General features: G+C 72.3%; 20 protein-coding genes. 16 read left to right on the forward strand and 4 right to left on the reverse strand.

Annotated elements, in window-relative coordinates; all coding sequences use genetic code 11:
* Positions 1 to 60: 60 nt before the first annotated feature.
* From ACFY0I_RS29455 to ACFY0I_RS29525, 15 genes are all read left to right on the forward strand, one after another.
* Positions 61 to 738 (forward strand): response regulator transcription factor, encoded by a 678-nt coding sequence (locus ACFY0I_RS29455; protein WP_388901517.1) that lies wholly within the window; start codon positions 61 to 63, stop codon positions 736 to 738.
* A complete protein-coding gene (locus ACFY0I_RS29460; RefSeq protein WP_388901518.1) occupies positions 735 to 2153 on the forward strand; it encodes a sensor histidine kinase in 1419 nt (472 codons plus the stop codon). The genes ACFY0I_RS29455 and ACFY0I_RS29460 overlap by 4 nt, the downstream gene beginning before the upstream one ends.
* A 61-nt stretch (positions 2154 to 2214) precedes the next feature.
* A complete protein-coding gene (locus ACFY0I_RS29465; RefSeq protein WP_388901520.1) occupies positions 2215 to 3060 on the forward strand; it encodes an endo alpha-1,4 polygalactosaminidase in 846 nt (281 codons plus the stop codon).
* A gap of 543 nt (positions 3061 to 3603) precedes the next feature.
* Positions 3604 to 4446 carry a sensor histidine kinase gene (locus ACFY0I_RS29470; protein WP_388901521.1) on the forward strand — a complete coding sequence of 281 codons (843 nt, stop codon included), beginning with the start codon at positions 3604 to 3606 and terminating at the stop codon, positions 4444 to 4446.
* The gene (locus ACFY0I_RS29475) at positions 4443 to 5114 is read left to right on the forward strand and encodes a response regulator (RefSeq protein ID WP_388901523.1); all 672 of its coding nucleotides are present in this window, start codon (positions 4443 to 4445) and stop codon (positions 5112 to 5114) included. The genes ACFY0I_RS29470 and ACFY0I_RS29475 overlap by 4 nt, the downstream gene beginning before the upstream one ends.
* Before the next feature lie 325 nt (positions 5115 to 5439).
* Entirely contained in the window at positions 5440 to 6603 is a 1164-nt protein-coding gene (locus ACFY0I_RS29480) for an MFS transporter (protein ID WP_388901761.1), read from the forward strand.
* Positions 6604 to 6865: 262 nt separating this feature from the next.
* The gene (locus ACFY0I_RS29485) at positions 6866 to 8449 is read left to right on the forward strand and encodes an amino acid adenylation domain-containing protein (protein ID WP_388901525.1); all 1584 of its coding nucleotides are present in this window, start codon (positions 6866 to 6868) and stop codon (positions 8447 to 8449) included.
* A gap of 39 nt (positions 8450 to 8488) precedes the next feature.
* Complete coding sequence (locus ACFY0I_RS29490) at positions 8489 to 9928, forward strand: citrate/2-methylcitrate synthase (protein WP_388901526.1); 1440 nt, start codon at positions 8489 to 8491, stop codon at positions 9926 to 9928.
* Complete coding sequence (gene acnA / locus ACFY0I_RS29495; RefSeq protein ID WP_388901528.1) at positions 9925 to 12492, forward strand: aconitate hydratase AcnA; 2568 nt, start codon at positions 9925 to 9927, stop codon at positions 12490 to 12492. Before ACFY0I_RS29490 ends, acnA begins: the two co-directional genes overlap by 4 nt.
* A complete protein-coding gene (locus tag ACFY0I_RS29500) occupies positions 12489 to 13868 on the forward strand; it encodes a DUF6025 family protein (protein ID WP_388901529.1) in 1380 nt (459 codons plus the stop codon). Before acnA ends, ACFY0I_RS29500 begins: the two co-directional genes overlap by 4 nt.
* Positions 13865 to 14893: a mandelate racemase/muconate lactonizing enzyme family protein gene (locus tag ACFY0I_RS29505; protein ID WP_388901531.1), complete on the forward strand. Its 1029-nt coding sequence runs from the start codon at positions 13865 to 13867 to the stop codon at positions 14891 to 14893. Before ACFY0I_RS29500 ends, ACFY0I_RS29505 begins: the two co-directional genes overlap by 4 nt.
* Positions 14865 to 15824, forward strand: coding sequence for a D-2-hydroxyacid dehydrogenase family protein (locus ACFY0I_RS29510; RefSeq protein WP_388901533.1), 960 nt, complete (start codon positions 14865 to 14867; stop codon positions 15822 to 15824). Before ACFY0I_RS29505 ends, ACFY0I_RS29510 begins: the two co-directional genes overlap by 29 nt.
* A gap of 48 nt (positions 15825 to 15872) precedes the next feature.
* Complete coding sequence (locus ACFY0I_RS29515) at positions 15873 to 17228, forward strand: LLM class flavin-dependent oxidoreductase (protein ID WP_388901535.1); 1356 nt, start codon at positions 15873 to 15875, stop codon at positions 17226 to 17228.
* Positions 17229 to 17323: 95 nt separating this feature from the next.
* Positions 17324 to 18556, forward strand: coding sequence for an acetyl-CoA carboxylase biotin carboxylase subunit family protein (locus ACFY0I_RS29520; protein WP_388901536.1), 1233 nt, complete (start codon positions 17324 to 17326; stop codon positions 18554 to 18556).
* Between the two features lie 42 nt (positions 18557 to 18598).
* Complete coding sequence (locus tag ACFY0I_RS29525) at positions 18599 to 19864, forward strand: ATP-grasp domain-containing protein (protein WP_388901537.1); 1266 nt, start codon at positions 18599 to 18601, stop codon at positions 19862 to 19864.
* A 158-nt stretch (positions 19865 to 20022) separates the two neighbouring features.
* Here ACFY0I_RS29525 and ACFY0I_RS29530 read toward each other — a convergent pair whose 3' ends face one another.
* A complete protein-coding gene (locus tag ACFY0I_RS29530; RefSeq protein WP_388901539.1) occupies positions 20023 to 20826 on the reverse strand; it encodes a hypothetical protein in 804 nt (267 codons plus the stop codon).
* Positions 20826 to 21725 carry a DUF692 family multinuclear iron-containing protein gene (locus ACFY0I_RS29535; protein ID WP_388901541.1) on the reverse strand — a complete coding sequence of 300 codons (900 nt, stop codon included), beginning with the start codon at positions 21723 to 21725 and terminating at the stop codon, positions 20826 to 20828. Before ACFY0I_RS29535 ends, ACFY0I_RS29530 begins: the two co-directional genes overlap by 1 nt.
* A 313-nt stretch (positions 21726 to 22038) precedes the next feature.
* On the opposite strand from ACFY0I_RS29535, the gene ACFY0I_RS29540 reads away from it, so the two are divergent.
* The gene (locus ACFY0I_RS29540) at positions 22039 to 23613 is read left to right on the forward strand and encodes an FAD-dependent monooxygenase (protein WP_388901543.1); all 1575 of its coding nucleotides are present in this window, start codon (positions 22039 to 22041) and stop codon (positions 23611 to 23613) included.
* A 56-nt stretch (positions 23614 to 23669) separates the two neighbouring features.
* On the opposite strand, the gene ACFY0I_RS29545 is transcribed toward ACFY0I_RS29540, so the two are convergent.
* On the reverse strand, positions 23670 to 24485 hold the full coding sequence (locus ACFY0I_RS29545) for a class I SAM-dependent methyltransferase (protein WP_388901545.1): 816 nt from the start codon (positions 24483 to 24485) through the stop codon (positions 23670 to 23672).
* A 273-nt stretch (positions 24486 to 24758) separates the two neighbouring features.
* On the reverse strand, positions 24759 to 25967 hold the full coding sequence (locus ACFY0I_RS29550; protein ID WP_388901547.1) for a NupC/NupG family nucleoside CNT transporter: 1209 nt from the start codon (positions 25965 to 25967) through the stop codon (positions 24759 to 24761).
* Positions 25968 to 25986: the final 19 nt, after the last annotated feature.

Genomic DNA, 25986 nt, shown 5'->3' on the forward strand with positions numbered 1-25986 from the left:
GCGCGGCGCGACTCCTCCCGGCCGGCCCACCGTCGACGCGAACGCAAGGGCGAACAGGACATGCGCGTACTCCTCGTCGAGGACGAACCCGACCTCCGCGAAGTGGTGACGGCCGGCCTCAAGGCCGCCGGGTACGCGGTGGACGCAGCGGCCGACTGGCCGGAGGCCGAGTTCCTGCTCGACCTCACCGCGTACGACTGTGTCGTCCTCGACCGCCTGCTGCCCTCCGGGGACACCCTGTACGCGCTCGAGCGCCGCCGCCGGAGCGGGTGGTCGACCCCGGTGCTCTGCCTCACGGCCCTCCACACCCTGTCCGACCGCGTCGACGGCTTCCGATCGGGCGCGGACGACTACCTTCCCAAGCCCTTCGCGATGGAAGAGCTCGTGATGCGCGTCGGTAGTCTGGCCCGCCGGGCCGGCGACCGACTCCCCGTGCACCTGGCCCACGCCGACCTGGAACTGGACGCGGCCCGCCGAGAGGTCCGCAGAGCCGGTGTGCTGCTCAGCCTGACGCACAAGGAATACGCCGTCCTGCGCCACCTCCTGGTGCACCGCGAGACGGTGGTCACCCGCGCGGCTCTCGTCGAGCACTGCTGGGACGAGATGGCCGACCCGGTATCGAACGTCGTGGACGCGGTCATGGCCGGGCTCCGCCGCAAACTGGGCTCCCCGCCGCTGATCCGCACCGTCCGCGGCCACGGGTTCCTGCTCGGCGGCGACGGCACGGACCGCTCGTGAGGAACCGGGCCCCCGACGGGCGCGACCGCGGCCGGCCGGCCCGCGCGGAGTCGGTCGGGGACCACGGGACGCCCGCCCCGGCCCGCCGCCGGAACTCGCCGGCCCGCAAGCGGCTGCGCAGGCTCCAGTTCCGGCTCACCCTCGCCTACACGCTCGTGACCCTGACGGGCGTCAGCGTCCTGTCCTGGATGGTGATCCGGACCGACGCCCGGTCCTGGCACGCCGCGGAGTACGACGAGATGAACCGGCGAGCCGCCGTCAGCACCTCGCTGATCTACTACACGGACGAGGGCCTGCAACTGGACGGCCTGTACGACGACGAGGCCACCCGCGGCCACCCGCGCGTGAGCGTGCTGCACCTGTCCGCCGACGGCTCCCTGCGGCGGGTCTTCACCTCGCCCGGCCCGGCCGCCGTGCCCATCGGCGAGGACCGCCTCGCCGGACTGGCCCGGTCCGCCATGGGGCGCGACGACACCGTCCGCGCGGAGGTCCCGGACGCCCGGGGCGGTACCGCCTACCTGCTGGCCCGGCCCTTCCACCACGACGAGACCCAGGAGGTGCGGGGTGCGGTCGTGGTCGCCGGGGACCCGGCCTACCGGATGGCCGAGCACGACCGGCTCGTGATGTCGGTCCTCGTGGGCGCGGCACTCCTCACCACCCTGGCGGCCGGCACCGGACACCTGCTGTCGGGGCGCAGCCTGCGTCCGGCGTGGGAGTCGCTGGAGGCCCAGGAGCGGATGCTCGCCGACACCGCCCACGAACTGCGGACCCCGGTGGCGGTCATGCGCAGCTCCGTCGATGTCGCGGGCACCGACCCCCGCGGCCTCGACCCCCACCTGCCGCGGATCCGGCGAGCCACCGACCGGCTTGCCGACGTCGTCGAGAACGTCCTCACCCGCGGCCGGCTCCAGGCGACCCAGCGGGACGCGCTGCGCGCCGTCCCGCTGCGGCTCGACCAATTGGTCGAGCAGACCTGCGGGGAACTGCCGGGCGGCCCGCATGTGCTGACGACCTCCCTCGACGCCTCCGTCGTCACCGCTGACCCGGCCCTCGTACGGATCGCGGTGCGCAACCTCCTCGACAACGCCCTGCGGCACGGCCGGGTCCCCGACGATCCCTCGGGCCGGGCGGAGGTCCACGTGATGGTCCGCGGCGCGACCGTGGTGGTGGCGGACCGGGGCCCCGGCATCGCGGCCGCCGACCTCCCCGCGCTGACGGAACGATTCCGCTCGCCCGGAGGGGGCACCGGCATCGGCCTCTCACTGGTCTCCGAGATCGCCGCCGCCCACGGCGGCGCCTTCACGGCCGACCTGCGACCCGGCGGCGGCACCCTGGTCCGGTTCTCCCTGGACCGCAGGGAGCAACGTCCGGCCCACGGAGGGTGGCCCGTGCGCGGTCGGGGCCCCGCCTCATGAATTCCTCACGGTCGCTCACGCAGGATGCGAACACCTCATCGCATCTCGCACTGGAGAACGTGTGCCGAAGCACTCCGCAACCCCCTTCCTGCGCCGCAAGTCGACGCGGGCCGCCGGCGCGGCCGGCGTCGTCCTCGCCGTCGGAGCGGGCCTGACCCTGTCGCAGGCCTCCGCGGGACAGACAGCCGCCCCTCGGCTCCCGGCCGCCAACGCGGCCTTCGACTACCAGATCGGGGGCGCGTACACGCCCCCCAAGGGAGTCAAGGTGGTCTCCCGCGACCGTTCCGCGCAGCCCGCGGCCGGCCTCTACAACATCTGCTACGTCAACGCCTTCCAGGCCCAGCCCGACGCCCTCGGCTGGTGGCAGAAGAACCATCCCGACCTGGTGCTGCGCGACTCCGCCAAGCGTCCGGTCCTCGACGAGGACTGGGGCGAGGCCCTCCTCGACACCTCCACGGCCGACAAGCGCACCCGACTCGCCAAGGTCGTCGGGGAGTGGATCAAGGGCTGTGCGCGCAGCGGCTTCCAGGCGGTGGAGCCCGACAACCTGGATTCCTTCTCCCGCTCCGGCAGCCGCCTGACCCGAGCGCACAACGCGGCCTTCGCCAAGCTCCTCGCCGATCGCGCGCACGCCGAGGGCCTGGCCATCGGACAGAAGAACACCGCCGAGATGCTCTCCGACCGGACGAAGATCGGCTTCGATTTCGCGGTCGCCGAGGAATGCGGCCAGTACAACGAGTGCGGGGACTTCGCGAAGGCCTACGCCAACCGCGTGTTCGTCATCGAGTACGAGAACGCCGGCTACGACCGGGCCTGCTCCGCCTGGGGATCGAAGCTCGCGATCGTCCAGCGCGACCTCGACGTCTCCGCCGCCGGCGCGCGGGGCTACCGCTACCGCGCCTGCTGAGCCGCGGGGTCCCCACCCCTCTCGGGGGCCCCGCTCCCGTCACCGGAACCCGGGAATCTCCTCGCCGGGCCGATGCTCCGGCACCCCGGTTCCGGTGACGGTCCCACCGCGGCGCACCGGCGAGGGGGCCGTGTCCGGTGATCCGGCACCGGCACCGGTGGTACGTCGGCGAGCGCGGCGACCGCTGGGCGAAGCCGGCGGCGCCCCGCCGAGGTGGACGGTCAGGCCGGTGAGCGGCAGCACGGTTGCACGCCGCTGATCACCGCCCGGCCACCGCCGTTCCGGCCCTGCCGGTCGGCCACTTCCCTCACCACGTCATCGAACGGATCCTTCGCGTGCTCGACCTTGCCCCCGCCCCGACAGGCCCCGTTCCGCCCGCATGCGGTGTGTGCGACGTCATGTCCGGGATGCACCTTTCGCCGCTTGACTTCTGCTCGATCCGTAGCATCTCTTTGCTCGTCGGATCTTGCTCAACTTCGCCGGATCGGGATCAAATTGAGACAGGACCTACCAGGTGCAAACGTCCTATGAAAGCGGTCCGACATGATCCACCGCACTTACCCGGACGGTCAGCGGCCACGAACCGCGCGACGCGACCAGCCCGTCAGTACGGCGCCCGTACGCAACGCCCCGGGCGACGCCTTGTTGTCCCTGCAACGGGTTTTGTTGAACGTGCACGGTGGCCACCACTTCTCGGACGCGCGCGTCCGCCGCCACGAACGGCGCAACGCGCTGCACACGTTACGCGGATTGATCCAACTCGCCCGGCACGCGACGGAACGGCCCGAGCTGGCCGCCGAGTGGCCGGGCATTCCGCTCACCGCCATCTCCGAGCTCATCGCACGGGTCCAAGACCCACTGGTCCGGGCCCACTTGGTGGGCAAGATGCTCGCCACCACCGAGCGCGGGGTGCGCCTCGGAATCAGCCCCCGCTCCCAACTGCCCGACCGCCCGGACCTGGCCGGAGCGTTGATCACCGTACTCGGCAATCTCGTCGACAACGCCATGGACGCCGTGCTGGACGGCCGCGGCAACGACCCGTGGATCGAGGTCTCCCTCCGTCAGGAGCCGCTTCTCGATTCCCGGTTCGGCGGCGCGGGCGCCGTCGAACTGGCTGTGGCCGACAACGGTCCGGGTGTCGCCGTCGAGCTGCGGAACCGGATATTCACCCGCGGATTCTCCACCAAGCCGGTTTCGTCGGACCAGCGCCGGGGCCTCGGACTCGCACTCGTGAAGTCCATAGCCGAGGAGCACGGCGGTTCGGTCGCGGTCGCCGACCGCCCGGGTGGTGGGGGCCTGTTCACCGTACGCATACCGACGCCGAGGCCGACGGCGACCCCCGGACGTCCGGCCGGATCCGGTCGGCGCGACGGGGAGGCTCGGTGATCGACGTGCTCGTCGTCGACGACGACTTCTACGTTGCCAAGATCAACGCACACTACGTGTCGGAAGTACCCGGCTTCCGGGTCGCGGGGATCGCGCACAGTGCGGCCCCGGCGCTCGCCGCCGTCGAGCGCGGAGGCGTCGATCTGGTCCTGCTCGATCAGCACTTGCCGAACGAGACCGGACTGGACCTCACCCGCAGGCTCCGGGCACTGCACCTCGACGTCGACGTCATCATGGTCACGGCCGACCGGCGGCCCGCCTCCGTACGCGCCGCCCTGCGCGCGGGGGTCCTGCACTACCTCGTCAAACCCTTCACCATCGAGGGCCTGCGCGGCAAGCTGGAGGCCTACGCCCAACTGCGCGCGACGATCGACGACGGCGAGGAGCTGGACCAGGCGCGCATCGACCGGGCCCTCGGCGCCCTGCGCGCGCCCGCCGCCTCCCGCGCCATGCCCAAGGGGTATTCGGAGCGCACCGCCGAGCTGATTACGCACATCGTGTCGGCCGAGGGCAGGCAGGTGTCCGCGCAAGAGGTCTCCGACCGGGCGCGGATCAGCCGCTCGACGGCCCAGCGCTACCTGAAGTTCCTGTCGGAGGCCGGCACGGTGCAGTTGACCCTCCGGTACGGCGACAGCGGCCGACCCGAGCACATGTACTCGGGCGCCTGAACCGCGTTCCGGCGCCCGACGGCGGAGCGCGCTGCCGACGCGGCACCGCGCGTGCTGCGGGTGCGGGGCAGGGAGCGGGGGTCCGCCGCGGGTCCGGTGGCCTTTGGATCTATGGGAATTATCCGGTTTCCGCGGTCAAAGTGGTTTGTCGTCACAAACCGGGTGCGGCCGTGGTCATGTCCTAGCCTCCAGGAACCAGCAGATCCAGGACCCCGGGCCGGAAATCCAGTTCGGACTTCGGCGCCATGACGCGACAGGAAGTCGATCGGTGCTGAACCGCCTCCTCCCCCCGCCCGGTCCGGCTCGGATGCTCGCCGTCATCACCATGGTGATGAGTCTTGGTCAAGGTCTGTGGATGGCCATCAGCGTGCTCTACGCCGTGACGATCGTCCACCTCACGCCGGGTGAACTCGGGATCAGTCTCGGGGTGGCGGCCGCGCTCGTGCTGCTGTCCAGCATTCCCCTCGGTCACCTGGCCGACCGGGCCGGGCCGCGTACGGTCCAGATGTGGTCCTTCCTCGCGCTCGCGCCACTGACCGTGGTGCTCCTCCTGGCCGAAGGCTTCTGGGCCTACCTGGTCATCACGTCCGCGCAGGGCCTCGTTTACCGCGCGGGCAACAACGCCCGCAAGGCGATGATCGCGGCCAACGTGCCGCGGACCGATCGGGTGCGCGTCACGGCGCAGATCCGGGCCGCCATCAACGCGTCGGTCGCGGTCGGTGCCTGCTTGGCCGGCCTCGTCATCGCCTGGGGCGCTCCCGTCGGATACGGGGGCGCCCTTGTGTTCACCGCGCTCTGCTTCCTCGTCACGGGCCTGCTCACCGTCAAGGAGCCGCCGGTGCCGCCGGTTCCGGCCTCCGCCGGTGCCGCCTTCGCGGTGCTCCGCGACGTGCCGTTCCTGCTCTTCACCGCGCTGGACGGACTGCTCCTCACCCATGCGCTGTTGATCGACATCGTGCTTCCCCTGTGGGTCATCCAGCACACGGACGCGCCACGCTGGATGGGCGCGGTGATCCTCGTCATCAACACCACCTTCGTCGTCGCGTTCCAGACGAAGGCGGTCCGGGGCACCGATGACCCCCGGTCCGCGTCCTGGGCCGGCCTGCAGGGCGCGGGGTGCGTGGCCGCCGCCTGCGCGCTCTTCGCGCTGACCGGGGGAGCGGGGGCGGTGACGGCCTGTGTGCTGCTCGTCCTGGGCGCGCTGGTCCACGGCCTGGGCGAGATCCGGCAGGCGGCGGCGAGTTGGACCATCGTGTTCGGCATGGCGCCCGATCACGCGCAGGGTCAGTACCAGGGGACCTACAAGATGGGCGGCGACCTGGGGAGGATCCTGGCGCCGGCCGCCTTCACCTGGTTGATCATCGAGCAGGGCGCCGTCGGCTGGATCGTCCTTGCCGCGTCGTACGTCGTCCTGGGCGCGGCCATGCCGGCCGTCGTCGCCAGGGGGGTCCGCGAGCCGACCCCCGGCCGTGCGGCGGCGACCACCTGAGCGAGCTGCCAAAGCCATCGACGGCGTGATCCGGAACGGCTGTCAGAAAGCCGTGTGCGGTGTTGGCAAGGCGCGAACAAGAGATACGAAAGAAAGCGGAATGTAGAACCGGAACTTGAATGCAAAAGTCCGGATGGGATAAATGAGAAGAACGCTTCTTTCGTGCGTCAAGAGGGTCTAGAGGGTCATCGGCGCAAAGGCGCCGGCGCGCAATCGCGTTGCTAGCGTGGCCGAGTCCCGTCACCGAAGCATTCGGATTTCCATGAGCACAGCATTGAACCCGCGTTTGGGCTCCGGTCTGCTTCGCCATGCGAGTGGACGTCCCGACCACGTCGCCCTGACCCTCGGTCGCCGCGACTACACCTACGAGGAGACGGCGCTCACCGCACGACGGTGGGCCGCCCTGCTCGTCGAAGCGGCCGGTGGCCGCCCCCGCAGGGTGGGCGTGTTCGCCCACCGGAGCGAGGCCTCCTACCTGGGCGTGGCCGCCGCGCTGTTCGCGGGCGCCGCCTTCGTGCCGCTCAACCGCAAGTTCCCGGCCGAACGCACCCGGTCCATGCTCGAACGCGCCGACGTCGACGCCCTCGTCGTCGACTCCGCGTCGCTGGAGGGTCTCGCCGGACTGCTGCGCGGCTTGGCGCGCAAGCCGGTCGTGCTGCTGCCCGACACCCTGCGGGGCAGGGCCGGAGACCTCGGCGTCGACGTACGGGTGCTGGACGCGGTGGACCTCGCCACGGCCGCTCCGCTGGAGCCGGACCGACTTCCGCCGGTGTCGTCCGACGACATCGCCTACCTGCTCTTCACCTCCGGCAGCACCGGTGTGCCCAAGGGCGTTCCCGTCACCCACGGCAACGCGCGCGCCTTCCTGGAAGCCAACCAGGCGCGCTACCGGCTGACGGCCGACGACCGGCTGACCCAGACCTTCGACCAGACCTTCGACCTGTCCGTCTTCGACCTGTTCATGGCCTGGGAGAACGGGGCACGGCTCTGCGCGATGGACCCCCTCGAAATCCTGGCGCCGTTCAAGTACCTGGAGCGCAACGGCATCACCGTCTGGTTCTCGGTGCCCTCCGTGGCCGCCGTGCTGCGCAAGCGCGGTGTGCTGGGACCCGGGACCATGCCCACGCTGCGGTGGAGCCTGTTCTGCGGGGAGGCGCTGCCGCGGGCCTCCGCCGAGGCCTGGCAGGCCGCGGCCCCGGGGTCGATCGTGGAGAACCTGTACGGACCGACCGAACTCACCATCGCCTGCACGGTGCACCGCTGGGATCCCGCGACCAGCCCGGCCGCCTGCGTCCACGACAACGTGCCGATCGGCCGGCCCTACCCCGGCCTGAACACGCTGGTGGTGGACGAGCGGCTCGTTCCGGTGCCGGACGGCGCGAACGGTGAGCTCTGCGTGGCAGGCCCGCAGACGACCCCCGGCTACTGGCGGGCCCCCGAGCTCACCGCCCAGCGGTACTTCGTCCACCGGGGCCGTACCTACTACCGCACCGGGGACCTCGTACGGCTCCAGGACGGCGAGTACGTCTGTCTCGGCCGCAACGACCAACAGGTCAAGGTCGGCGGCCACCGCATCGAACTCGGTGAGATCGAAGCCGTGCTGCGCCGCGCCGGCGCCGTGGAGGCCGCCGCGATGTTGTGGCCGGACCAGGACACCATCACCGCCGTGGTGACCGGTGAGGCCGGCCCGGGCGCGCTGATCGAGGCGTGCAACGCCGCGCTGCCCGCCTACATGGTGCCGCGCTCCGTGCGCGCCGCCGGGGAACTGCCGGTCAACGGCAACGGGAAGGTCGACCGTGCGGCGTTGCGCCGGTGGCTCGACGAGACGGCGCCCGCAAGCACCTGACATGACCGATGACCGCGCAGGAAGGGAAACGCGAGCGACGTGAGCAACAGCGACGTGAGCAACGTTGAGCGACTCATCGCCCGGACCCTCGGCATCGCCGAGGACCGGGTCACGGAAGGACTCGAATACCAGTCGATCAGGGAGTGGGACTCCCTCGGGCACGTGTCGCTGATGGTCGCCCTCGAGGGGGAGTACGGCGTCGAGGTCGACGACGAACTCATCCTGACGCTCCGCTCGGTGGCGGCCATCCGTGACTTCGTCGCCGGCCACGCCCTCGCCGGCGAAGGCGCCGTCACGCCGGCTCCCGCACACGAGAGGGCGGCCGCCGTCCCCCTCCGGGACGCCCGGCCGGCCCTGCACCGAGGCTTGGAGGGGGTGGTGTTCGACGACACCGCCATCACCCACATCGACGGCGCCGAAGGAGTGCTGGAGTACCGCGGCTACAGCATCCACGACCTCGCCGGCCGTGCCTCGTTCGAGGAGGTGGCGCACCTCCTCGTGTACGGCGAGCTGCCGGACGTCGCGGCCCTGGAGGTCTTCCGCAAGCAGTTGGCCGCAGCGCGGTCCCTGCCGGCGCCCGTCCTCGACCTGATCCGCGCACTGGCGCACGCGCACCCCATGGAAGTGCTGCGCACCTGTGTCTCGGCCCTCGGGGCCTTCGGACCCCGCCGGACGCCCGGAACGGACGAGACCTACGTCGAGGCGAGGTCCGCCGGCATCGAGCTGATCGCGCGGATTCCGATGATCGTCGCCGCCCACCACGCCCTCCGTAGCGGGCGGGAACCGCTCCAGCCCGCCGAGGACGCCTCGCACGCCGAGGCCTTCCTCACCGTGCTGCTCGGGGAACGGCCCTCCCCGGCCGCGGTCCGCTTCATCGACAAGGGCTTCATCGTCCACGCCGACCACAGCTCCAACGCCTCGGCGTTCACCGCGCGGGTCGCCATCGGCTGCCGGGCCGGCATGACGGCCGCGCTCACCGCCGCCATCTCCGCCTTCGCGGGATCCGTGCACGGCGGCGCCGCCGAGCGTGTGGTCGGCCTCATCGACGACGTGGGCCGCGCCGAGAACGCCGAGGCGCACGTCGCCGAGCTCCAGGGCCGCGGCGAACCGGTGATGGGGTTCGGCCACCGGGTCTACCGCACGGAGGACCCGCGCGTGCGGCACCTGCGGGACACGGTCGTGGAGCTGAGCGAGGAGCGCGGCGACAGCCGCGGCCTCGACATCCTCGACGCGGTGGCCCGTGCCATGCGCCCCTACGGCCGGCACGGCGTCGCGGCCAACGTGGACCTCTACGCCGGACTCGCCTACCGGCTGCTCGGCCTGCCCGACGACCTGGCGGTGCCGCTCTTCGTCGTGGGCCGCACGCCGGGATGGGTGGCCCAGGCCCTGGAGCAGCAGGCGAACAACGTGCTGATCCGTCCGCTGCTGGCCTATGCGGGGCCGCACGGTCGGACGTACCGGAACGTGGAGGAACGATGACGGACAAGGTCGGCGGACCGGCCGGGCCCGGGGGACCGGGCGGTGGTGGGAAGGCACCGGTCGACCTGCCGGCCTTCGCGGCGGAACACGGCTTCGACCTCGGCGCCGTTCCCTACAGCGGGCGCGTACTCCTCGAGTCCCTGCTGCGTTCCGGCGATCCCGAACGCTCCGCGCTGCTGGGCAAGCGGCTGGCCCGTGGGGAGGAACCCGGCCTGGAGATGTCCTTCAGGCCCGCGCGCATCCTCGTGCAGGACTACACCGGCATTCCGCTGCTCGTGGACCTGGCCGTCCTGCGGGACCGGGTGGCGGAGCCCGCCCGGGTCAATCCCGCACTGCCCATCGACGTCGTCGTCGACCACTCCGTCCAGACGGACTGGGCGGGCCGCCCGGACGCGCTCAGCCTGAACGAGGCACTGGAGATGTCGCGGAACCAGGAGCGCTACGCGTTCCTGAAGTGGGCGGAACGATCCTTCGAAGGTCTGAGCGTCACGCCACCGGGCCGCGGCATCGTTCACCAGGTCAACCTGGAGCAGCTCGCCACCGTCGTCGCGGAAGGACCGGACGGCGTCCTCTTCCCGGACACCGTCATCGGCACCGACAGCCACACGACGATGGTCAACGGCCTCGGCGTGCTGGGCTGGGGCGTGGGAGGCCTGGAGGCGGAGGCGCAGATGCTGGGCCTGGCCCAGCCACTGCGCGTACCGGAGATCGTGGGCGTCCGGCTCACGGGTGCGGTCAGTCCCGGCACCTCCTCCACCGACGTGGTGCTGACCCTGACGCGCAGGCTCCGCGAGGAGAACGTACGCGCCCTGATGCTGGAGTTCACCGGCCCGGGCGTCGCCGAGCTCACCGCGGCCGACCGCTGCACGATCGCCAACATGGCACCCGAATACGGGGCCATGTCCGCCTTCTTCCCGGTCGACGAGGAGACCCTGGACTACTTGCGGCGCACCGGCCGGTCCGCGGCCGAGGTGGCGCGCGTGCGCGACTACTGCCGCCGTCAGCGGCTCCTGCGTGACGGGGCGGAGCCGGTGTTCGGCCGGACCATCGAATTCGACCTCGCCGCGGTCGGCCCGAGCCTCGCCGGACCCAGCAGGCCCGACCAGCGGATCTCGCTCGGCGAACTGCCCACCTCCTTCGCCGCGGTGCACCCCGGAGAGGTCCGCACCGAGGACGGCGTGAGCGACGGCGACCTGGTCATCGCCTCCATCACCTCGTGCACGAGCACGTCCAACCCGAAATCGATGCTGGCGGCCGGACTGCTGGCCCGCCGCGCGGTGGAGCGCGGCCTCACCGTCCCCGCGCACGTCAAGACGAGCCTGTCGCCCGGCTCCCGCGCCGTGACCCGCTACCTCCGGGACTCCGGACTCCTGGCGGACCTGGAAGCACTGGGCTTCCACGTCGCCGGATACGGCTGCATGACGTGCAACGGGGGCAGCGGCCCGCTCAACCCCGGTGTCGGGGAAGCCGTCGACCGGGCCGGGCTCACGGTGGCCGCCGTCCTCAGCGGCAACCGCAACTTCGAGGCCCGCGTCCACCCCCAGGTGCGCGCCGGCTACCTCGCCTCTCCGGCCCTGGTCGTCGCCCTTGCCCTCGCCGGCAGCGTCCACGCCGACCTGGAGAACGAACCGCTCGGTACCGACCCGGAGGGCAACACCTTCCACCTGCGCGACCTGTGGCCCCACAGCAGCGAACTGCAACAGCTGGAGGACGCCTTCGTCACCCCCGAGGTGTTCGCGCGGGACGAGGAGTCCGGCTCCTCCTGGGACGCGGTCCCGGTACCGCAGGGCACGGTGTTCCCCTGGGACGAGAACTCCACGTACATCAAGCCCCCCACCTACGTGGACCCGGCCCCGGCGCTCGGCTCGCTGACCGGAGCCCGCGCCCTGCTCGCCCTCGGCGACGACGTCAGCACCGACCACATCTCCCCGGTCGGCGCCATTCCGGCCGATTCGCCCGCAGGACGCCACCTCACGGAGCACGGGGTCCGCGACTTCAACTCCTACGGGTCCCGCCGCGGCAACCACGAGGTCATGGCCCGGGGCGCGTTCAGCAACCCGAGGCTGCGCAACCGGCTCGTCGGCGAGGGAGAAGGAGGCGGTACGACGCTGCACCTGCCCAGTGGGGAACGACTGCCCGTGTTCGAGGCCGCCGAGCGCTACGCCGGCACCGGCACCGCGCTGATCGTCCTCGCCGGCCGCAGCTACGGCATGGGATCCTCACGCGACTGGGCCGCCAAGGGCCCCTGGTTGCTGGGCGTCCGCGCCGTGATCGCCGAAAGCTTCGAACGCATCCACCGGGCCAACCTGTGCGCGATGGGCATCCTCCCGCTGTTGCTGCCCGACGGGCAGAGCTGGCAAGACCTCGGCCTCACCGGGCGCGAGGAGTTCTCCCTGGACCTCGACCGGGTACGGGAGACCGGCGAGGTACGGGTCGGCGCGGACGCGACGGCCTTCACCGTACGCGCCGACGTGCAGTCGGCGGGGGAGTGGGAGGTCCTCCTCGCCGGCGGGACGCTGCCGTACCTGCTCGGGCGGATGCGGGCCGAGGAGGGCGAGCAGTGAGCGCCCACCTCCTCGACCGGCTCGGCCTGCGCGCCGCGGTGGACACCGGCGCCCTCACCGCCGGGACGAAGACCTTCGTGCCGGTGCACGTCGGAACCCAGGACGTGCCCATCGGCACCGTGCTGAACGTCCTGGACGAGGAGCCGGGCCTGTTGCCCCCGCGCACCGGACACCTGGGCAACTGGCAGGACATCGTGGCGGGCCGGTCCGGTCCGATGGACTTCAACACGGCCGTGTGCGGCGGCGGGTACGGTTACCCGATGGTCTACGGATTCACCCGGACCGAGGCGGACACCCCCGGGGGCGACGAGGCCTACCAGCCCGGCTCGCTCATCGACCGGGGTAGGCGGCACCTGCTGCCGCTGTTCACCTGGGACGGCACGGGCTTCGTCCGCCGTGACCGCTCCGAGCCGCTGTTCTGCCCCTTGGTGCAGACGGAGGTGGACGGGCAACTGGTACCGCTGGCCGAACTGCAATGGCACCGGATGCTCGCCGTCCCTGGCTACCGCTTCGTCCAGTGGGCCGCCGTCATCACCGACAACGGCCCCCTCGTCACGGACATGCTCACCCTGCTCCTCGAGCGGGCGCGGACGCAGGAACGCAACCAGGCACTCGTCGAACTGATCGGTCACGCGGTGCGTCTCGACGGCCGGGTCGACCGCAGCGATCTGCGGGCCGACGGCGACGGGTTCGTCCTGGACGGCTTCCGGTACCCCTCGGCCCGCGCCCTCGCCGAGGCGACGATGCTGACGGTGCGCGCCCTGGTGCGGCCGCGGGAGTTCTTCGACCGGATGCCCGACCTGCCTCCCGTGCTGCCGGTGATGTCGTTGCAGCTCACCAACGTGCTCTTCGGACTCCTGGACACCCACCACCCCGACACCGGGCCGGGAACTCCGGAGCACCCCTTCATCACCCATCTCCACTGGGGCGCGCGGGCCATGGCCGGCTGCCCGCCCCGCAGGAGCGGTTACCTGACCCGGCGCAGCATGGTCCGCTCGCTGCGGGCCATCACCGATCCGCTGGTACGCCACTTCGAAGTGGTGAACCCGACCGCGTTCGTGCTGCTCCCCGCGCAGGTGTTCATGCTGTGTCCGCCGAGCACGTCCGCTGCCGACGCCGAACGCCTCGCCGGGCTGTTCCGAAGCGTGTCGGGGGTCGCGCCCGAGGACGCACACGCGACGACGCTGGCCTGGCTGGAGGAGAACCGCGACGGGTTGTCGGCGTACCTGAGGGGCCGGTTCCGCAGCTGGGGAGGGGTTCCCGCCGACGGCGACGTCCGTGAACCCTCCGTGCCGGTGGAGCCCGAGGGCTTCCGTTCCCTCACCTTCCGTCAGGCGTGTTCCGCGGTGGCGGCGTTCGAGGAGGTGCTGGGATGAAGCTCGCCCACCACGAGGTCGTCATCGCCCTCAAGGAGCCCTTCCACAGCAACACCGGGTCCACCACCCGGGTGCGCCAGAGCATCGTGACACTGACCTGGGAGGGGCTCGTCGGCCTCGGAACGGCCCGCGGCGCCGCGGCCGTTGACCTGGACGCCTGCGCTCCCGTGCTGGCCGGAGCCTCCCCGTTCGCCCTGCGCGAGGTACTGGCCCGGCTGGAACACGTGGGCCCGGCGGCCCTGTCCGCCGTGGACATGGCACTCCACGACCTGCTCGGCAAGGCCTGCGGACAGCCGCTGCACCGCCTCTGGGGCCTGGACGGGCTGCCGGCGGAGCCCACCGCGCTGTCCATCGGAGCCTGCCCGGACGGCGAACTCGTCCGCAGGGCGGAGAAGCTGGCGCACTGGCCGATCCTCAAACTCAAGCTCACCCCCGAGGACACCGGCCGTCGGGTCGGAGTGCTCCGCTCGGTCTACGACGGCCGCATCCGCGTGGACGGCAATGGTTCCTGGCGTCCCGCCCGGGCCCTACGGGTAGCGGAGGAGATCCACCGGCACGGCGTCGAGATCTTCGAACAGCCCGTCGCCCCCGGGGCCCCGGACGACCTGCGCTGGGTTCACGAGCGTTCCCCGGTGCCGGTCTTCGCGGACGAGGACTGCCAGGGCGCCGAGGACGTCCTGCGCCTCAGCGGTCGGGCCGCGGGCATCAACATCAAGCTCGCGCAGTGCGGTGGTCTGGCCCGCGCCCGCGACATGATCGCACTGGCACGCGGCTGCGGCCTGCGGGTCATGCTCGGCTCCAAGGTGGAGAGCGTCCTCGGTACGACCGCCATGGCGCAGTTGGCCGGCCTCGTGGACCACCTCGACCTCGACGGACCCCTCCTGCTGAGCGACGACCCGTTCACCGGCGTCCGCGTCGACCACGGCCGGCTCGTCCTGCCAACGGCGCCCGGCATCGGCGTCGCACCCCGTGAAGCCCCCTACCGAGAGGACCGACATGCGGCTGCGCTGCGCAGTGCTCGATGACTTCCAGGACGTCGCCACGACGGTGGCGGACTGGAGCCCCGTGCTGAACAGGGTGGAAGTCACCGGATTTTCGCGGCACTTCGACACCGAGGACGCACTGGTCGCGGCCGTCGCCGACTTCGACATCATCGTGACCCTGCGCGAACGGGTGGCGTTCCCGGCCTCCCTGCTGGCGCGGTTGCCGAAGCTGCAACTGCTGATCGCCTCGGGCATGCGCAACTCGGTGATCGACTACGCGGCGGCGCAGCGGCACGGGGTCACGGTGTGCGGCACGGGCAGTGCCTCCACCCCGCCGGTGGAGCTGACCTGGGCGCTCCTGCTGGGCCTGGCCCGTGGCATCGTCACCGAGAACAACGCCCTGCGCGGGGGCGGTCCCTGGCAGTCCACCGTCGGGGCCGACCTGCACGGTCGCCGGCTGGGCCTCCTCGGGCTCGGGAAGATCGGCAGCAAGGTCGCGCAGGTCGGCCTGGCCTTCGGCATGGAGGTGACGGCCTGGAGCCAGAACCTCACGAAGGAACGCGCCGAAGAGGTCGGTGTCCGGGTGGCCGCCTCCAAGGAGGAACTCCTCGCCGGCAGTGACTTCGTCTCCCTGCACCTGGTGCTCGGCGACCGCACCCGAGGCCTGCTCGGAGCCGCGGAGCTGGCCCTCCTGAAGCCGACGGCCTACCTGGTGAACACCTCGCGCGCCGGCCTCGTCGACCAGGACGCCCTGCTCGACGCGCTGCGTGCCGGGCGCATCGCCGGCGCCGGGATCGACGTCTTCGACATCGAACCGCTGCCCGCGGACCACCCGATGCGCACCGCTCCGCGGCTGTTGGCGACACCGCACCTGGGCTACGTCTCCCGGTCCAACTACCGCACCTACTACGGCCACGCGGTCGAGGACATCCAAGCCCACCTCGCCGGCACGCCGGTCCGTCGCCTCGGCTGACGGCATCCCCTCCCCACCAGCCCCGCCCGTTCCCTTGGAGAGCCACCGGTGAGCAGCACACCCCGCCGCATGATGAAGCTCGGCGCCTTCCTGCCCGCGCCCGGGCACCACGTCGCGGCCTGGCGCCATCCCGAGGCCCGCCCCGACGGCGGTCTCGACTTCGACTACTACCGCTCGCTCGTGCGGACCGCCGAGCGCGGAAAGTTCGACATGGTGTTCCTGTCCGACGGCGCGGGTGTCCGCACCAAGTACAAGGACGCCGACGAACTCAGCCGTCAGGGCCGCATGGTCCACTTCGAGCCGATGACGTTGCTCTCCGCGCTCGCCGTCCACACCACCCACATAGGTCTGACGGCCACGTCGTCGACCACCTACAACGAGCCGTTCACCGTCGCCCGGCAGTTCGCCTCCCTGGACCACCTCAGCGCCGGCCGCGCGGGCTGGAACGTCGTCACCTCCGCCACCGACGCCGAAGCCAGGAACTACAACCTGGACCGGCAGCCCGAGCACGCGGCGCGCTACCACCGCGCGCGCGAGTTCATGGAGGTCGTCACGGGTCTGTGGGACAGCTGGGAGGACGACGCCTTCCTCTACGACAAGGAATCCGGGCGCTTCTTCGACCCCGAGAAGCTGCACATCCTCGGCCACGAGGGCGAGCACTTCTCGGTCAAGGGCCCGCTCAACCTGGCCCGCCCGCCACAGGGCTACCCCGTCATCGTCCAGGCGGGTTCCTCCCCGGACGGTCAGGACTTCGCCGCCCGCTGGGCCGAGGTGGTCTTCACGGTGCAGCAGACCCGCGAATCGGCGCAGGCGTACTACAGCGGGCTGAAGGACCGGGTCGCGGACTACGGCAGGAACCCGGACGACGTGAAGGTACTGCCCGGCGTGTTCGTCGTCGTCGGCCGCACCCTCGCCGAAGCGCAGGAGAAGTACGAGACCCTGCAGGCGCTGGTCGACCCGGTGGTGGGCCTGGGCATGCTCTCCTACCAGCTCGGCATGGTCGACCTCTCGGGCTACCCGCTGGACGGGCCGCTGCCGGAACTCCCCGCGATCGAGGGCAGCACCAGCAAGCAGCAGACGATCTACGAGCAGGCCAGGCGCCAGGGCCTCAGCATCCGCGAGCTGTACCTGGCCGTGGCGGCGGGACGCGGCCACCGCTTCCTGCTGGGCACGCCCGAAACCATCGCGGACCAGCTGGAGGACTGGTTCGTGGGCGGAGCGGCCGACGGGTTCAACATCATGCCGGACTACCACCCCGGCGGGCTCGACGCGATCGTCGACCTCCTCGTGCCGGAGCTCCGGCGGCGCGGGCTGGTGCGCACCGAGTACGAGGGCACCACCCTCAGGGAGAACCTCGGACTGCCCCGCCCGTCCCTCGGAGCGGCGGCGAGGACCGGTCGGTGACCGGGACCAGGACCGGCAGGACCGGGACCGGGACCGGGACCCGGACCGGCGCCGCCGCGCCCCGTCACCCACTCATCCCAGCGAGGACCTGAACCATGCCGAAAGTGCTACTGCTCTCCCGCCAGCCGCTCGCCACGCGCCCTTTGCAGGACTGGCTGGACCACACCGCGGAGGACATCGTGCTGGTGACGATGCACAAGGCGGTGACGGGCGCGCAGGACGTCCTGGCCGAGCACTTCCCCCAGCACCTGATCGTCGACTACTACCACTCCTGGTCCGCCGAGCAGGCGGCCGAGGAAGCGGCGCGCAGGTACGGGGTGGACCTCGTCGCGAGCAGCAGTGAGAACGACGTGCTGCGGGCCGCCCGGTTGCGGGCACGCCTCGGACTGCCCGGCCAGGGCGTCGCGTCGGCGACGGCCTACCGGGACAAGGTCGTGATGAAACAGCTGGTGGCGGCCGCGGGCATCGCGGTTCCCGCGTTCGCACCCCTCGACAGCCCCGCGGACCTGCTGGACTTCGTGGAGGCCGAGGGGTACCCGGCGGTGGTCAAGCCCCGTTTCGGGGCCGGCGCCGCCGGGGTGTCGGTGCTGCGCGGTCCCCAGGACGTCACGGAGTTCCTGGGCGGGGAAAGGACCTCGGACGTGCCCTACCTGCCGGGGCAGTGGATGGCCGAGTCCTTCGTCAGCGGGGAGTTCTTCCACATCGACGGCATCATGCGGGACGGGCGGGTCGTGCACGCCTGGCCCGCGCAGTACACCAGCGGTTGTGCCGAGCGCATCCACGACGAACTGCACCTCGGCAGCGTGATGCTGGCGGCCGACGACGAGCGCACCGGGGTGCTCGTCCGCATGGCGTCCGAGATCGTGGCCGCGCTACCCGCGGCTCCCCACCCCCTCGCCTTCCACCTGGAGGCATGGATCGACGCCGACGGCACGCCGGTGCTGTGCGAGATCGCCAGCCGGGCGGGCGGCGCGCTGATCGCGCAGGCGTACGAGCGGGCCTTCGGCGTCCAGCTGGCCCGAGAGGGCCTGCGGGGGCAGTGCGGTGCCGAACTGATCCTGACGGACCAGCCCGCGACGCCGGCCGCCCTGGTCGGCTGGGCCATGCTCCCCCCGGGACACGGGGAGTTCGTTCCCCCCGCCGGGACGTGCCCGGTTCCGGGGACCCGGTTCGAGCTGCTGATGGAGGCGGGCGCCGAGGGCAAGGGCGTGACCCATCTCCTGGACTCGGCCGCCTCCTTGTTCGTAGAGGGACCGACCGCGGACTCCGCGCGCCGGCGCCTGATGGCGGCGATCGACTGGTGGAACGAGAACACGGCCTGGAAGTAGCCGGCCCCGACCGCCCACCCGAGAGGAACAAGGACCACCCTCATGTCTTCGTCCGAACACGTACTGATCGTCGGCGCAGGCCGCGACTTCCCCGCCCGCATCCGCGGCGCCCGGCCGGATGCCAGGACCACGGTCATCTGTCAGCTGGACTCGATCGCCAAGATCCGCCGACCGGGGGACCACGCGCGGGTGTTGTGCCTGCGTGGTGACGCCCCCGATCAGGAATGGATCGATCTCGCCGCCGCCACGCACGCCCGCGACCCGTTCACCCGCATCGGTACCTTCGGGGAGCGCGACCAGGACCGCTACGCGGCGATCTCCGACGCCCTCGGCCTGGGCGGGCACAGCGTCGAAACGGTGACCCTGGTCCACGACAAGCACGCGATGCGCACGCGGCTGCGCGAGGCGGGCATCGACACGACCGCGTGCGCCCGGGTGGCCGATCCGGACGAACTGCGCTCCTTCGTGGAGGCGTACGGCACACCGTGCGTGGTGAAGCCGATCTCCAGCGCGGGCAGCGCGGGCGTCACGAAGGTGACGCACGAGAACGGACTCGACGGGGCCTTCGAGCGGGCCCTCGGCAACCACCTCGGCCTGACGAACACCGGCGTCCTGGTCGAGGAGTTCCTGGAGGGGCCGCAGTTCAGCGTCGAGGCGTTCTCCGAGGCGGGCGAGCACGCCCTGGTGGCCGTCACGCGCAAGTACTCGGATCCGCGGACCTTCGTCGAACTCGGCCACGTCTGCCCGGCGTCGCTGCCGCGGGACGACGTCGCGGCGATCGAGGCGTACGTGTTCGCGGTGCTGGACGCGCTCGGGGTGGGGTTCGGGCCGACGCACACGGAGGTCGTCCTCACCCCCAAGGGGCCACGGCTGATCGAGACGCACGTCCGCATGGGCGGCGACATGATCCCGACACTGACCCTGGAAGCGACCGGGGTGGACACGGACGACTGCACGGCGCGCCAGACGCTCGGCGAGCCGGTCCTGCCGGGCATCCGCGCGCGGCTCGCGAAACCGGTCGCTGAGGCACGCAGTTCCGCGATCTGGTTCGCTTCGGTGGACTCCCGCGGGACGCTGGAGGAGATCCTCGGCCTGGAACGGGCCCGAGCGCTTCCCGGCGTCACGGAGGTGGACGCGATGGTCGCGCCCGGCGCACGGGTGGGGGCGCTGGAGAGCTCGCTGTCGCGGGTGGCCTACGCCCGCGCCCTGGCGGCCACCGAGGAGGAAGCGGTCAAGGCGGCACGGGAAGCGGTCGAGGGCCTGGAGTTCCGCATTCGCTCCGGGGTGCGGGACACCGCCACGGTGTAGGGCCGGCCGGCCGCGCGGCCGGCCCCGTCGCATGCGCGGAGCCGGAACGAGCCGTCCACGATCCGGCGGCCGGCACCCGCGCGGACGCTCGACGCCCCCACGAGCGGGGCGCGCCCGCAGAAGGCCACCACGGCCTCCTGCCGCCCGCCCGCAGGAGGTCACACTGCCGGACGGCTCTGGCGGACGATCACGGGTGCCACGCGCACGATGTCGTCGCGCACCAGCCGGTCGAGCAGGTCCAGGGCCGCCGCTTGCGGCAGGCCGGCCTCCCGTGCGGCCTCGCGGCCCGTGCGGGTGCCGTCGCAGCGGGCCAGCAGGAGCCCGGTCCCGACCCCGATCCGGTAGGCCCGCAGCGGCGCGTCCCATGCGCGCTGGATCAGGACGCTCACCTCTCCGCGGGGCAGCCGCGCGGGCGCCCCGGGGTCGGTCACGTCATGCCCGTACGTCGCCACGCGCACGGCGGGCGACAGGACCGGCGCGGGCTCCGAGCCGAACGGGAGGCGCCGGGGCGGCTGCGCGAAGGGCGCGGGCCGGCAGGCCTCGGCGGCCACGGGATCGCCCAGCAACAGGTACTGGTCGAGTTCGAACCGGCCGAAGTCGGCCGTGTCGGCCGGCAACCCGCCGAAGGCGAGCAGTTGCTCGCAGGCCCGTGCGATGCCCATCGGGTCGTCGGAGTCCTCCGGGAGCGTGGTCGTCGTCAGGAAGGCTTCGAGCACTTCCGGGCGCCGCTCCGCCAACTCCCGCACCGTCCTGGGGACGCCGACCGAGAGGTGGATCCTGCGCTTGGCGCCGCTCTCCTCGGCCATGAACGCGTAGCTCTCCCCGTCGATGCCGGCCAGCGCCGCCAGCTCCGCGTCGGTCAGCCCGAACCGTCGCTGAATCCTGTCGGGGTGCTCGCGCAGCACGGGCAGCAGGGTCCCGGGTGCCGCGATGACGCAGGCGAACGCCTCGCGCAGGCCCATCACCGCACCTCCGCCCGTGCGTCCCGGGCGCCGGTGAGGATGCGCCGGGCGTGGTCGAGTTCCGCCTGGAGTTCACCGAAGTCGGCGGGGAAGTTCTGGTCGCGCTCGAGCAACGTGGCGCGCAGCGGTGCGCGGGCCACGAGCTTCGTGAGCAGCTCCCAGACGACGGGCGGCACCGGCTCGCTGTGGGTGTCCAGGTCCATGCGGTCGTCCTCCCCGCCGGTCCCGCCCGCCAGGTGCACCTGGACGACGCGCTCCACCGGGATCGCGTCGAGGAAGTCCACGGCGCGGTAGCCGTGGTTGCGGGCGTTGATGTCCAGGTTCGTCAGGTCCAGCAGCAGCCCGCACTCGCAGTGTTCCATCACCTCGGTGATGAACTGCGCCTCGCTGAGGGGGGACGGCAGATCGATGTAGTACGTGACGTTCTCCAGGATCAGGGGCCTGCCGACGGCGGCCTGCACGCGCTGCGCGCGACGGCCGACCTCACGGGCGATCTCCCGGGTCCGGGGCAGCGGGGTCAAGGTGCTCAGGGCCACGCCGCCGGCCCGGGTGAAGCACAGGTGGTCGCTGAACCAGGGCGCGTCGATCTCCTCGACGAGCCGCGCCAGCGCGTCCACGTAGCGGGACGAGGGTTCGCGCGGGGCACCGATGGACAGTTCCAGTCCGTGCGGCACCAAGCGGAACCGGCGGCGCAGGCGGTGCAGGACGTCCCGGACGTCGGGCGGCGCGAAGAGGTAGTGCTCGGTGATCACTTCGAGCCAGTCGACGCGGCTCGTGGGCGAGCCGACGGCGTCCTTGATCTCGGTCCGGTAGCCGATCCCCGAGCCGAGGTACGGCAGGCCGCCGAGCGGTGTTGCGGCAGCGGTGACCGGGGCGGAACTCGAAGGCGCGGTGGTCATGTACGGCTCCTCTCACGGTGCGGGCCGGAGCTCGCGCGGTCTCTCTTCCGGCCACCGTAGGGACGGACCCGCAGCCGCCCGTCCTGCGGTCGGTCCATCGGGGGGACGAGGCGGCGGCGTGCTGCCCCGGCCACGGGTCGCCCCGGGGTGCGACCGGTCGGACGACAGCGGCGCCCGCGCACGCGAGGTGCACTGGACGGATGGTGCGGCTCCCCGCACCCCCGGCCTGCCCGCCCGCCCGAACGCACGCGTGCTCTCGCCCCGGCCCGCGCCGGCGAGCGCCGGTCCCCCCCCCACGATCGAGGGAGACGACATGGAAACGCCGGTGCTCGTCGTCGGCGCGAGCCTCAGCGGCCTGTCCGCCGCGGTGCTGCTCGCCCACCACGGCACGCGATGCCTGGTGGTGGAGCGCCGTTCCGGGATCGGCACCCACCCCCGGTCACGGGTCCTCACCGCCCGCTCGGGGGAGGTCTTCCGCTCCCTGGGCCTGGAGCCCGCCATCGAGGCCGTGAGCCGCCGCCCGAGCGGCTGGTTCCAGGCGCGAACCCTCTCCGACGCCGCCTGGGCCCGGCTCGGACCGACCGGTGACCCGACCCGGCTCATCAGCCCCGCGGGCAGCCGGCTCTGCGACCAGAACCGTCTCGAACCGATCCTGCTGGCCGCAGCCCGAAGCCGGGGCGCGCGGGTGCTGTTCGGCCACGAACTCACCTCCTTCGTGCAGGATCCGCACGGCGTCACCGCCCGCGTCCTCGACCGCTCCACCGGCCGGCGCCGCACCGTAAGGTGCGCCTACCTCCTCGGCGCGGACGGCACCCGCAGCCCCGTCCGGGAAGCCCTCGGCATCGGGCTGCGGGGGCGGCGCGGCGAACCGCGTTTCCTCAGCGCCGTGTTCGCCGCCGACCTCGACCGCGTGCTGCGCGGTCGTCGTCCCACCGCCGTCGTCCTCCCGGGCAGCGAGGTGCTCTTCGCCCGCGGCACCCCGGGGGAGCCCCTGTGGGAGTACGGCGTCCCCGACAGTCCGTTCGTCGAGGGGGCCGAGGACGGGGCGGCGCTCGTCCGCTTCGCCCGGGAGCGGATCCGCGCGGTCACCGGCATGCCGGAACTCGAACCCGACGTGCGCAGCGTGCTGCGCTGGGGGGCCTCCGCGGTGGTGGCCGAACGGTTCCGCGAGGGCCGGGTCCTCCTGCTGGGCGACGCCGCCCACACCATGCCGGTGATCGGCGGACTCGGCGGCAACACCGGGATCCAGGACGCCCACAACCTCGCCTGGAAGCTCGCGGCCGTCCGGCGCGGCAACGCGGGCGCGAGCCTCCTCGACACCTACGACACCGAGCGGAGCCACGTGGCGGCCCACACGCTGTGGCACGTCCTGGCGACCGCGCGCGGCCTGCCGCAGGCACTGCATCCGGAGACCCTCCAGCTCGGCCACCTGTATCCCGACCCCGCGAACGGTCCGGACGCCGACCCCTGCGAGGACCCGTACCGTCCCACCGGGCGCCCGGGCAGTCGCGCCCCGCACCTGTGGCTGCGCGACCGCAGCGGCCGGCGGGTGTCGGTCCTGGACCTCTTCGGGCCCCGGTTCACCCTGCTCGCGGGACCGCGGGGGCAGGGCTGGCCGCCCGCGGGGGAGCGCGCGGCGGCCGGACTCGGCGTGCCGTTCGTCGCGCACCGGATCGGCGGTCCGCAGCCCGCGCTGCGCGACCCGCACGCGGCCTTCGCCGACCGGTACGGCATCGGGCCCACCGGGGCCGTGCTGGTCCGGCCCGACGGATACGTCGTCCGGCGGTGGGCCGCGGCGCCGGACGCGCCTACTGCTCCGGAACACGCCGTGCGCGAGGCCCTGGAGCGGGCGACCGCCCGTACGTCCGGGCCCGCCCGCCGTGCGTGACCGCACGGAGCGGCGTGTCGGGGGCCGTTCGGGAGGGCGCCGTGGCCGAAGCCGGATCAACGCCAACCGTGGGCCAGCAACGCGACGTGTGGCAGCAGCAGCTCCCCGTCCGGGGTCCGGAACACGATGCTCAGCGCCGCGGCGTGGCGCACGATGCGGTCGACCACGGCGGGGTCCGTCCCGGCGGACGTGAGCAGACCGGTCCGGAGCAGCCGGGCGATCCCCTCCGACCAGGCCGCGACGCCGACCCGGTGGTCCCAGGAAACCGTCCGGCAGGCGGCCTCCCGCAGCCCGGCCGCGCTCAGCAGCCGCGCCAAGCCGGCAGGGTCGCCCGGGTAGCCGGACCACGGGGGCCGCAGTCGGTCCGGCGCCGAGGGCGGGGCGCCGGCGGCCCGCAGGGACCGGCCCAGCAGGGTCTGCCCGGCGGTGGGAACGTCCGTCCAGCCGGTCAGGCCCACGCGCCCCCCGCTGCGCACGACCCGGCGCAGCTCGGCCACCACGGCCCCGGTCGGGCCGGCGTGCCCGAGCACGAAGTTGCCGACCGCCACGTCGAAGCTCCCGTCCGGGAAGGGGAGCCGGGGCAGCGCCGCGACCAGCGTACGGGCCGTCGGGGCCGCGGCGCGGGCGAGGTCCACCATGGCCGCCGAGGAGTCGCAGGCCGTCACCGCGGCCCCCCGGTCGGCGGCAGCGGCGGCCACGGTCCCGGGGCCGGTGCCGACGTCCAGCACCCTGGTCCCGGGGCCCACTTGAACGGCGTCGAGGAGGGGGCGCACCGTCCCGGCGCACGCGGCGCCGAGCGTCCGTACGTACAGGGCCGCGTGCTCCTCCCAGAGGTCCGCGGCACGGTGCTCCTGATCCCACGTGCGTGCCATGGCCACCCTCCTTCCGGCCGCCGCGCCGGCGACGCCCGCGGGGTGCGGGGCCGGCCCGGCCGCCACCGCCAGCACACCATGCACCGCGGACCCGCCATGACGACCGACCGGAGGAACGGCCGGAGGAACGCCCGCGGATACCGCCCGATCCGCCCGTCGACGGGCCGAACGAATGACGGGCGCCGGTTCCCGTCCGCGGGTCGGTACTCCCGTCGCTCGACCTCTCGCCGGTCGCCCGCTGTCCCCGGGCGGTCGGGAAGAGCCGCCGCGGGGTCAGCCGACGATGCCCACGATGGCCGCGTTGCTGAGGTTGGCCAGCGTCCCGGCGAGCAGGGCGAGGAGCCCGAGCCGGGCGACGTCGCCCCGCCGCTCGGGTGCCAGCGCGCCGAACGAGCCGAGCTGAATGGCGATCGATCCGAAGTTCGCGAAGCCGGCGAGGGCGAAGGTGGTGATGAGCACGGTCTTGGGTTCGAGGGAGGGGATCTGCGGGCCGAAGGAGGCGTACGCGACGAACTCGTTGATGACCGTCTTCTGACCGAGCAGGCTGCCCACCGTCGAGGCTTCGTCCCAGGGCACGCCGATGAGCCACGCGACCGGCGCGAAGATCCACCCCAGTACCCGCTGGAACGTCAGGTCCTCGATGCCGAACCAGCCTCCGGCCATCCCCAGGATGCCGTTGGCCAGGGCGATGAGCGCCACGAAGGCGATGAGCAGGCAGCCCACGATCACCGCGAGGCGGCCGCCGTTGAGCGCGCCCCGCGCGAGCGCGTCGATGACGTTGGCCGATTCCGTGTCGCGTACACCGCGGATGTCGCCCTGCTGTTCCGTCTCCTCGGTCTCCGGATAGATGGCCTTGGCGATGACCAGCATGGCGGGCGCGTTCATGACGCTCGCGGCCAGCAGGTAGGGCAGGGGAGCGCCGAGCAGTGAGTATCCGACCAGGGTGGAGCCGGCCACGGACGCGAAACCGCCCGTCATGCAGGTGAAGAGCTCCGAGCGGGTGAGCCGGCGCAGGTACGGCGCGATGACCAGCGGCGCCTCGGACTGTCCGAGGAAGATCACTGTCGTGGCCCAGATCGATTCGACCCGGCTGGTCTTGAGCAGCCAGGAGATCGCACCGCCGACGGTCTGCACGACCCACTGGATGATGCGCAGGTAGTACAGGAGCCCGACGAGCGCGCCGAGGAAGATGATGACGGGCAGCACACCGATGGCGAACGGCACGGACGAACCCTTGGCCAGCGAGCCGAAGAGGAACTCCGTGCCCGCCGTCGTGTAGCCGATCAGCCCGGCGATCAGGTCGGCGAACCTGCGGAGCGCTTCGCGGCCCGGTTCCCATTTCAACACCAGCAGCGCGAAACCCACTTGCAGCGCGAAGCCGATGCCCAGGGTGCGCCAGTTGATCTGCCGGCGGTGACGTGAGATGGCGAAGCACAGGCCGTAGATCACGAGAAGGCCGAGCACCCCTTGCAACCGAGTCATCGGAGGCGATCTCCCCATC

The organism is Streptomyces sp. NPDC001568, from assembly GCF_042893755.1.
Lineage (GTDB): Bacteria > Actinomycetota > Actinomycetes > Streptomycetales > Streptomycetaceae > Streptomyces.

What these genes read in the sequence shown, in the direction of transcription:
- ACFY0I_RS29455 (WP_388901517.1), top strand. Translation starts at nt 61, where the DNA reads ATGCGCGTACTCCTCGTCGAGGACGAACCCGACCTCCGCGAAGTGGTG.
- ACFY0I_RS29470 (WP_388901521.1), top strand. Translation starts at nt 3,604, where the DNA reads ATGATCCACCGCACTTACCCGGACGGTCAGCGGCCACGAACCGCGCGA.
- ACFY0I_RS29480 (WP_388901761.1), top strand. Translation starts at nt 5,440, where the DNA reads ATGGTGATGAGTCTTGGTCAAGGTCTGTGGATGGCCATCAGCGTGCTC.
- ACFY0I_RS29485 (WP_388901525.1), top strand. Translation starts at nt 6,866, where the DNA reads ATGAGCACAGCATTGAACCCGCGTTTGGGCTCCGGTCTGCTTCGCCAT.
- acnA (WP_388901528.1), top strand. Translation starts at nt 9,925, where the DNA reads ATGACGGACAAGGTCGGCGGACCGGCCGGGCCCGGGGGACCGGGCGGT.
- ACFY0I_RS29505 (WP_388901531.1), top strand. Translation starts at nt 13,865, where the DNA reads ATGAAGCTCGCCCACCACGAGGTCGTCATCGCCCTCAAGGAGCCCTTC.
- ACFY0I_RS29510 (WP_388901533.1), top strand. Translation starts at nt 14,865, where the DNA reads ATGCGGCTGCGCTGCGCAGTGCTCGATGACTTCCAGGACGTCGCCACG.
- ACFY0I_RS29520 (WP_388901536.1), top strand. Translation starts at nt 17,324, where the DNA reads ATGCCGAAAGTGCTACTGCTCTCCCGCCAGCCGCTCGCCACGCGCCCT.
- ACFY0I_RS29525 (WP_388901537.1), top strand. Translation starts at nt 18,599, where the DNA reads ATGTCTTCGTCCGAACACGTACTGATCGTCGGCGCAGGCCGCGACTTC.
- ACFY0I_RS29530 (WP_388901539.1), bottom strand. Translation starts at nt 20,826, where the DNA reads ATGGGCCTGCGCGAGGCGTTCGCCTGCGTCATCGCGGCACCCGGGACC.
- ACFY0I_RS29535 (WP_388901541.1), bottom strand. Translation starts at nt 21,725, where the DNA reads ATGACCACCGCGCCTTCGAGTTCCGCCCCGGTCACCGCTGCCGCAACA.
- ACFY0I_RS29540 (WP_388901543.1), top strand. Translation starts at nt 22,039, where the DNA reads ATGGAAACGCCGGTGCTCGTCGTCGGCGCGAGCCTCAGCGGCCTGTCC.
- ACFY0I_RS29545 (WP_388901545.1), bottom strand. Translation starts at nt 24,485, where the DNA reads ATGGCACGCACGTGGGATCAGGAGCACCGTGCCGCGGACCTCTGGGAG.
- ACFY0I_RS29550 (WP_388901547.1), bottom strand. Translation starts at nt 25,967, where the DNA reads ATGACTCGGTTGCAAGGGGTGCTCGGCCTTCTCGTGATCTACGGCCTG.